This is a genomic window from Alteromonas sp. AMM-1 (assembly GCF_047290655.1).
GTDB lineage: Bacteria > Pseudomonadota > Gammaproteobacteria > Enterobacterales > Alteromonadaceae > Alteromonas > Alteromonas mangrovi.
Genome location: NZ_JBLBUE010000163.1, coordinates 1 through 7,689 on the forward strand (window position 1 = coordinate 1; position 7,689 = coordinate 7,689).

General features: G+C 47.9%; 7 protein-coding genes. 2 read left to right on the forward strand and 5 right to left on the reverse strand.

Features of this window, described 5'->3' with window-relative positions; all coding sequences use genetic code 11:
* The coding region (locus ACLR2L_RS17130) for a chromosome segregation SMC family protein (protein WP_413369837.1) at nt 1–2,053 on the reverse strand (2,053 nt) is incomplete at its 3' end.
* A gap of 221 nt (nt 2,054–2,274) precedes the next feature.
* Here ACLR2L_RS17130 and cysZ point away from each other — a divergent pair.
* Nucleotides 2,275–3,024, forward strand: a complete 750-nt coding sequence (gene cysZ, locus ACLR2L_RS17135; protein WP_413369839.1) for a sulfate transporter CysZ — start codon at nt 2,275–2,277, stop codon at nt 3,022–3,024.
* Here cysZ and ACLR2L_RS17140 read toward each other — a convergent pair.
* The gene (locus ACLR2L_RS17140) at nt 2,999–4,504 is read right to left on the reverse strand and encodes a tetratricopeptide repeat protein (RefSeq protein WP_413369841.1); all 1,506 of its coding nucleotides are present in this window, start codon (nt 4,502–4,504) and stop codon (nt 2,999–3,001) included. The genes cysZ and ACLR2L_RS17140 overlap by 26 nt on opposite strands.
* Before the next feature lie 8 nt (nt 4,505–4,512).
* A complete protein-coding gene (gene nlpI / locus ACLR2L_RS17145) occupies nt 4,513–5,391 on the reverse strand; it encodes a lipoprotein NlpI (protein ID WP_413369848.1) in 879 nt (292 codons plus the stop codon).
* Nucleotides 5,392–5,532: 141 nt separating this feature from the next.
* Here nlpI and cdd point away from each other — a divergent pair, with 141 nt between their 5' ends.
* Complete coding sequence (gene cdd / locus ACLR2L_RS17150) at nt 5,533–5,925, forward strand: cytidine deaminase (RefSeq protein ID WP_413369843.1); 393 nt, start codon at nt 5,533–5,535, stop codon at nt 5,923–5,925.
* 76 nt (nt 5,926–6,001) lie between these two features.
* Here cdd and ACLR2L_RS17155 read toward each other — a convergent pair whose 3' ends face one another.
* A complete protein-coding gene (locus tag ACLR2L_RS17155) occupies nt 6,002–6,304 on the reverse strand; it encodes a DUF1244 domain-containing protein (protein ID WP_413369845.1) in 303 nt (100 codons plus the stop codon).
* A 60-nt stretch (nt 6,305–6,364) separates the two neighbouring features.
* On the reverse strand, nt 6,365–7,689 hold a 1,325-nt coding region (pnp, locus tag ACLR2L_RS17160), incomplete at its 5' end, for a polyribonucleotide nucleotidyltransferase (protein ID WP_413369847.1).

Below are 7,689 nucleotides of genomic sequence, written 5' to 3' on the forward strand. Positions count from 1 at the left end.
GTTTTACATTATCCTGGCAAGCATTTAGCCTGGCTTCGGTTAGCGTAACCTGCCCGGTCAATTCAGCCACCGCGTTTTCGCCGCGCAGGATATCCCCGGCAAGCCTGGCAAGGGTTTGCGCCCGTTGCAATTGCCCTGCCTGTTCGTCCTTCTTGCCAATACGCAACCAATCCTGTGCCAGCCACTCTCCGGTTTCCGTTACAAAAAGGCTAAAGGGGGAAGCCCCAAGTAAAGCCTGGGCAGACGCTACATCTTTTGCCACACCGATGTGGTTAAAAATGGCGGGGACTTGAGGGTTCTCAACAAGCGACGCTACCGAACCCGGTGATTTAGACTCAGTAAACTGGCCTTCGGTGAAATAATGGAAACCTGCCGTAAACGAAGCCTGCGCAGATATACCACTTTGTAATGAGCAGTCTCGCAACACCTGAGCGTCACCCAACAGCGTTAATACGTGCTCAATAACCGCTGCTTTGCCTGGCTTTGGCGTTAACCATTCCCATAATGCAATTGCCTCTTCGGGTTGTGCTTGTTGTGGTGCCGATGCTTTTTGCAGGATGTCTAAAGCCGCATGTTGAGACTGCAGGGATTGTAATTCGCCTTTCGCGGCTAACAGCGCTGCATTGCTATTAGCAAGTGCTGAACGCGCTTCTGTTTGCTCTGTTTCCGCCTCAAGTAATGCCTCTGACAGTGCTTCTACCTGAATTTCAAGGTCACTTTTTTCTGCTTCTAACTGCATTAAACGTGTCTCAAAATCATCCTGGGTATATTCTTTGAGTTCCTGCTCCAGTTCGCCAATTCGTTGCTGAGTGCGCATTTGCATTTGCAGCAGAGTTTGTACTTTGCTGTGGTGGGTATGTACTTGCTGTTTTAATTGGTGGTAGCCCTGATCAGCCTGCTGAAACGCTCGTTGATGTTGTTGCAAGGCTTGTTCTGCCTCGTCCCGGGCAATATCGAGCTGCTCACAGTAAGCCTGCTTCATTTCATACTCAGGCTCTAAGTTCAACAATGATTCCGAGAAGGTTTCGTGCTGATATACCAAATGCCCCTGCGTGTCGCTTAACCGAGCCAGTTGGTCATTTAGCGTGTTGAGTTCCTGCTGAATTTGCTGACGGCGCTGTTGATTATGCTGGGCAGACTGCTCAAGTCTGGAAATTGCCGCACTCACAGTAAACAGCGATTGTTGTAACGAATCCAGTACTTGCTTGTGCTCCTGAGCTGCCACCCGGTATTTCTCGATGCCAGCTTCATCACCGCGTTGTTTAGCGGTTAACGCCTCAATCTCGGTTTTCACCTGCTCTTGCTGACTGAGCAATTTTTGCAAGTGATCGTCTTGCTTTAACCAGCGAATAGCCGCCAACTCTGCTTTGAGTTGCCGCTCCTGGGCTTTGAGTGTTTTATAACGTCGGGCCGCTGCGGCCTGACGCTGTAACTTGTCGAGCTGGCGTCCAAGTTCGGCCCGCACATCCTCCAGTCTTTCCAGGTTATCCTGGGTGTGACGTATGCGATTCTCCGTTTCGCGACGGCGTTCCTTGTATTTGGAAATGCCAGCGGCTTCTTCAATAAACACCCGCAGTTCCTGTGGCTTGGATTCAATTAACCGCGAAATCATGCCCTGTTCAATAATGGCGTAGCTGCGCGGGCCTAACCCGGTCCCCAGAAACAAGTCAGTGACGTCACGACGCCGACATTTACTGGCATTCAAATAATAGGTAGACACCGCATCACGGGTAACCACTCGCTTGATTGAGAGTTCGTTGTATTTGGCGTATTCGCCAGCGATTCGGCCACTGCTGTTATCGAATACCAGTTCAACACTGCACTGCCCCACGGCTTTGCGCGCAGTTGAGCCGTTAAAAATAACATCCGTCATGGCGTCGCCACGCAGGTTTTTCGCCGAGCTTTCGCCCAGCACCCATCTGACGGCATCGATTACATTCGATTTACCACAACCATTGGGGCCTACAATGGCGGTCATATCACCAGGAAAAGGAATACTGGTTGGATCGACAAATGATTTAAACCCAGCGAGTTTGATTTTTTTCAGGCGCATAACACACCTCCGCATCGACAGCAGTTCGAGCGGACAGCGGGCATTAGCCGGGATGTAATGATCCCCGGACGATTTCTGTCGTGAGATAAACGGATCACGTGCGCACTGTTGGTTGATATTATTGCCTGAATGTAACAAAGATCATCAACTGTAACAATTAACAATTCACTGTTATCCCTAAGACTTTTATACTGATTTCTGTTGTATTTTATGGAGTCACTATGCCTCATCGCAGTGGAATAGGTTATTTTGCATCAGGCTTCGACCTGATCACCACCAAAGGCTTAAAGCGATTTGTATTCGTGCCGCTTTTCATCAATCTTGTGCTGTTTTCAACGGCATTTTATTTTTTAATCGGTGAAATTCAGGGAGGCATTGATTACATAACCGGTTTAATCCCTTCCTGGTTAGGCTGGCTAAAATCAGCCATTAGTTTTTTTGTGTGGCCACTGGCCGTGATCAGTATCCTGCTCTCCTTTGCTTTGGTGTTTGGCACCCTTGCAAACTGGATTGCCGCCCCCTTCAACGGCTTACTGGCAGAAAAAGTAGAACGCCATCTTACCGGGCAAAGTTTGGGAGACGAAGGGCTGATGGCCATCGTGAAAGACTTACCGCGCACGTTAAGCCGGGAGATCACCAAATTGGTGTATTACCTGCCACGCGCGTTGGGATTTTTACTGTTATTTTTCTTCTTGCCGGTTATTGGGCAGGTGTTGTGGTTTTTGTTCTGTGCCTGGATGATGGCCATTCAGTATTGCGACTACCCTTTCGACAACCACAAAGTGCCGTTCAGAACCATGCGTAAGCATTTGGGTGACCGCAAAGGTTTAAGTTACTCGTTTGGCATTGCGGTAAACGTCATGGCCATGATCCCCATTATTAACTTTCTGGTTATGCCGGTAGCTATTTGTGGTGCTACGGCCATGTGGGTGAACGAATACCGCACTAAGGTGCTGACTCAGCCTCAGTAACAACGTCAGGTGTGCTCTTTGGCAGGGGTAAAAAAGCGCTTTGCTCCTGTCGCACTCTGTCAAGCCAGAATGCAGCCTGCTCAGATTGCTTGGCGCGCTGAAAAGCCTGGAATAAATTCATCGACACTGTACGCTGAACCGACGGATCATTCAGGCGTTGTTGCCAAATGCTCAGGTACAGCGGTGGAATGTATTTTGCGTCATGGTTTTCTAAAAACGTCATGCGATCACTGGGTTTGTAACTGGGCTGACGGATGTTACGACAAGTGCGGGCGGGCGTTAATTGCACTGGAAATTCAATTGCCTGCCACTTATCAATATTCTCCAATGGTGCGTAGGTTATCTCACCTAAAAACACCAGATTAGGAGCAGTTTTGCGGCTGCAATATTCTCTGGCTAACCCGGCTGTTAACGGATATTCATCCACAAAGCCCACAAAATGTGCCAGTTCATGTACAAACACACTGTAGGTGTCGCCCACATCAAGATACATTACACCATTGTTTACGTTAGCTTTTCCACTCTCGGCCAGCACAACAAAATGCGAAATATCCTGCGCTGCAACCACATCTGCCAACGGACGGATATCACAACCCAAACGGCCTTGCCCCCGCCAATTGGCATCACAAGTGAGTGCGTCTTTTTTCAGCCATTGTGGTGGAGCCATGCAAATCGCTAACGATTTCAAGCGGCGATCCTGATAAAACTGTCGGTAAATCCTGTCGGCCTGCACCACTTCGGCCAGGCCAAGCGCAACCGGCAGTATTTTTTGGCGACATTGCTCTGATTGCCATTGTTGCGGTAATGACGAGCGCAACTGACTAGCCATATCTGCTACAGATGTCTGCTCATAACGGTTTAATACCGAAAGTACGCCAGCCGCTTCTTCGTGATCATGCTCAGCTGCAAAACTAAAAAGCGCTTTAGCTTGCGCTTTGTCGCCTTGTTGCCAACGAAAGTAGGCCAGTTGAAACGCACTCTGAGGATCTTGCTCCGCTGTAATGGCTAACCAGGGCTCGGCAAGTTCTGGCTGTTGATACAACAAATACCAGTCGGCTAACGCAGTTTGTGCTTCAAATAACCCTTGTTCCGCAGCCGCAGTCAGCCAACTCGCCCGATGAGAATAGTCATCACGACTCAATGCAAATTCGTATTGTGCCTGCGCTACCCCACCACGGGCTGCTAATCGGACTAATCGCTCAGAGATCCTGGGATTGTCCTCAATACGTGACAATGTTAATGCGGCAGGCGCATAACCAATGCCAATTAACTGTTCCAGCCAATAAGCGTCATTGTTGGATTCTGCGTACGCGTGCAGCTGTTCTTGCGCGATTTCATTGCCCTGTGCAGACGCTGTCCAAAGCAATGATGCTGGATTTTCCGCTTGTTGGGCATTGTAAATAAGCTGAGAGGATAACTGGCCGGTATCCGCCGCAATTGTCAGCGACGTAAATACTACCAGACAAGTGGCTCTAAACATGTTGTTCGTTATTCAGCCACAGTATTTTTGCGCAGGCGCTCTAATTCAAGGCGCGCATAACGATGCTCTACATACTCAAATACATTCGTACTTAAAGCAAACTTAAAGTAATTGGATGCAATACCAGGCTGCTGCTTTTCTTCGTGGTATTTGCCTAGGTAGAAATAGGCTTCGCATAACCGGTCTGTCAGTTCTTTCTCACTGGTAACACCGGTTAACAATGAATCCAGCAACTGATTTTCGGTTGCTGTTCCTAAAAACATATCTACCAGTTTGGTGGCCCAATGTTGTTCAGCTAACGCGGCTCTGCGCTCTGCAAGCAGATTTTTTGATGTGAGTGGATCATGTTCTCTGTCGGCAAAGTACGCCCACAATGCTCGAAAAGGATCTTGTGGTGCCTTAGCAGCAAAGGTTGCCAGATCCTGAACCGCTAGATCCGCTCGACCACCGTAGTACAATGCAATACCGCGATTCAGAAACGCAAATTCATAATCGGGATCAATTTCCAGCGTTGAATCAAATGCTTCATAGGCCTGACTGAATTCACGCTGTTGAACCAAGTGAACTCCAAGGGAATTATAAGCTTCTGCCATATCAGGCTTAAAACTAATCGCGCGGTTGTAATCAAACTGGGCCAGACCGCTTAAACCCACGCTGTCGTAAAGCATACCGCGTTGAAAATGGATTTGCGCTTTATCGCTGTCGGTGAGTTGAGCATTAGTTAATATCTGCTCGAAACGGGCAATGGCGACTTGCGAACGCACGCTGACAGGCGCAGGTTCAGGTACCAACAGGTTTCCCATTTCAGTTTGCTTTGCAGTGTCTGGTGTTTGTGCACAGCCAGCCAGACCAATTACCAATAAAATTGCACTCAAACGATACAGCATATGATAAATTTTTCTGTCCAATCCATTCCAGTTGTAGGTACTATAACAGAAGATACCTCAGTTCATGCACTGTCGTGTCAGGAAAATAGAAAAATAGTGCGAAGGACAATCGCATAACAACGCAGAAACAGGAAAATTAATTTGTTAGAAAAATTAAAAAGTGCAGCGCTAAACGCACAACAACATGCCTATGCCCCTTATTCAAAATTTAAAGTGGGTGCGGCTTTAGAGGCCAATGATGGCAATGTATATTTTGGCTGTAATGTAGAAAACGCAGCCTATCCACTTGGACAGTGTGCAGAAGCTACTGCAATAGGCAGTATGATTGTTCAGGGCGCAACGTCAATTAAGCAAATAGTGATTGCCAGTCCTACCGAAACGTATTGCTATCCGTGTGGCGGATGCAGGCAAAAAATTGCAGAGTTTGCCGACAAGTCGACACCAGTGGTGCTGATCACGCCTGACGGCAAGAGCATTTCAACAACGGTGGGAGAATTGTTACCGGAAGGGTTCACCCTCACATCGCAACGTTAATCAACCAGTCGTTACTACCCATTCGCATAGCCATAAGCGGTCTGCGCGCCGCTTTTGTACATGCCGAACGCCGCGATTAACCTTTTTTAGCGGCCTGACGTGCATTAAATGCCGCCATTTGTTCTTCAGTAGCGGGTTGTTGATGCTTGTCTTTCCATTCGCTGTACGGCATTTTGTACACAATTTCCCGCGCAGCTTCGTAATCAATCTCAATGCCTTCGTCCGCCGCGGCCTTGCTATACCACTTTGCCAGGCAATTACGGCAGAAGTCTGCAAGGATCATCAAATCAATATTCTGCACATCTTTATTGGCATCCAGGTGGGCGATCAACCTTTGAAATACCTGCGCTTCGATGGCATTTTGTGTGGCTTTATCCATGGTTTTCTCCTACAAAGTAAAAAGGGGCAATCAATGCCCCTTTCATTCGATAACTATCGATTACTCTTCGTTTGACTCAGACTTTGCTGGCTTTTCCAGCAACTCTTTAATGCTCAGACGAACGCGGTTCTGACGGTCAATTTCCATCACTTTCACGTCTACCATCTGACCTTCTTCAAGGTAATCATTTACTTTGTTTACACGCTCGTGGGCGATTTGCGAAATGTGTACCAGACCTTCTTTACCTGGCAATACTTCAACAAACGCACCGAAATCTACGATACGAGTTACTTTACCGTGGTAAGTTTTACCCACTTCGATTTCAGCAGTAACCTGTTCGATCTTCGCAATCGCAATTTCTGCTTTCGCACGCTCAGTTGCAAAAATCTTAACAGTACCGTCATCTTCGATTTCAATGCTGGTGTCTGATTCTTCAGTAATTGAACGAATCATCGCCCCGCCTTTACCGATAACATCACGGATTTTGTCCTGATCGATTTTCAACGTGTAAATGCGTGGAGCAAATTCACTCATTTCTTCACGGTGGCCACCAAGCGCCTGGTCCATCACACTCAGAATATGTAAGCGGGCTTCTTTCGCCTGCTTCAATGCGATTTGCATGATTTCTTTAGTGATCCCTTCGATCTTGATATCCATTTGCAGCGCCGTAACACCTTCAGTGGTACCCGCTACTTTAAAGTCCATGTCACCCAGGTGGTCTTCGTCGCCCAGAATGTCTGACAGAACTACGAAGTTGTCGTCGCTCTTAACCAGACCCATCGCGATACCTGCAACAGATGCCTTGATTGGTACACCCGCATCCATCAGAGCAAGCGATGTACCACAAACAGACGCCATTGACGACGAACCATTTGATTCAGTGATTTCAGATACAACACGAACAACGTACGGGAATTCTTCTTCACTCGGCATTACTGCCTGAATACCGCGCTTCGCCAAACGACCATGACCAATTTCACGACGCTTAGGTGAACCGATCATACCCGTTTCACCCACACAGTAAGGAGGGAAGTTGTAATGCAACATGAAGCGGCTGTCTTTCTTACCAGACAGTTCGTCGATCATCTGTGCATCACGCTCAGTACCTAAAGTAGCCACTACCAGCGCCTGAGTTTCACCACGGGTAAACACAGCTGAACCGTGAGTACGTGGCAATACGCCAGTTGAAACGTTAAGTGCACGCACCATAGTAGGATCGCGGCCATCGATACGCGGCTCACCAGCCAGAATGCGTGAACGTACTACGTCACTTTCCAGCTCGTGCAATAAATCAAATACTTCTTTGTCGTCCAGCTCCTCATCAGCTGCCAAAATTTCAGCTGCTGCTTTTTCAGTTACCGCAGTAACTGCATCTTTACGCTCAA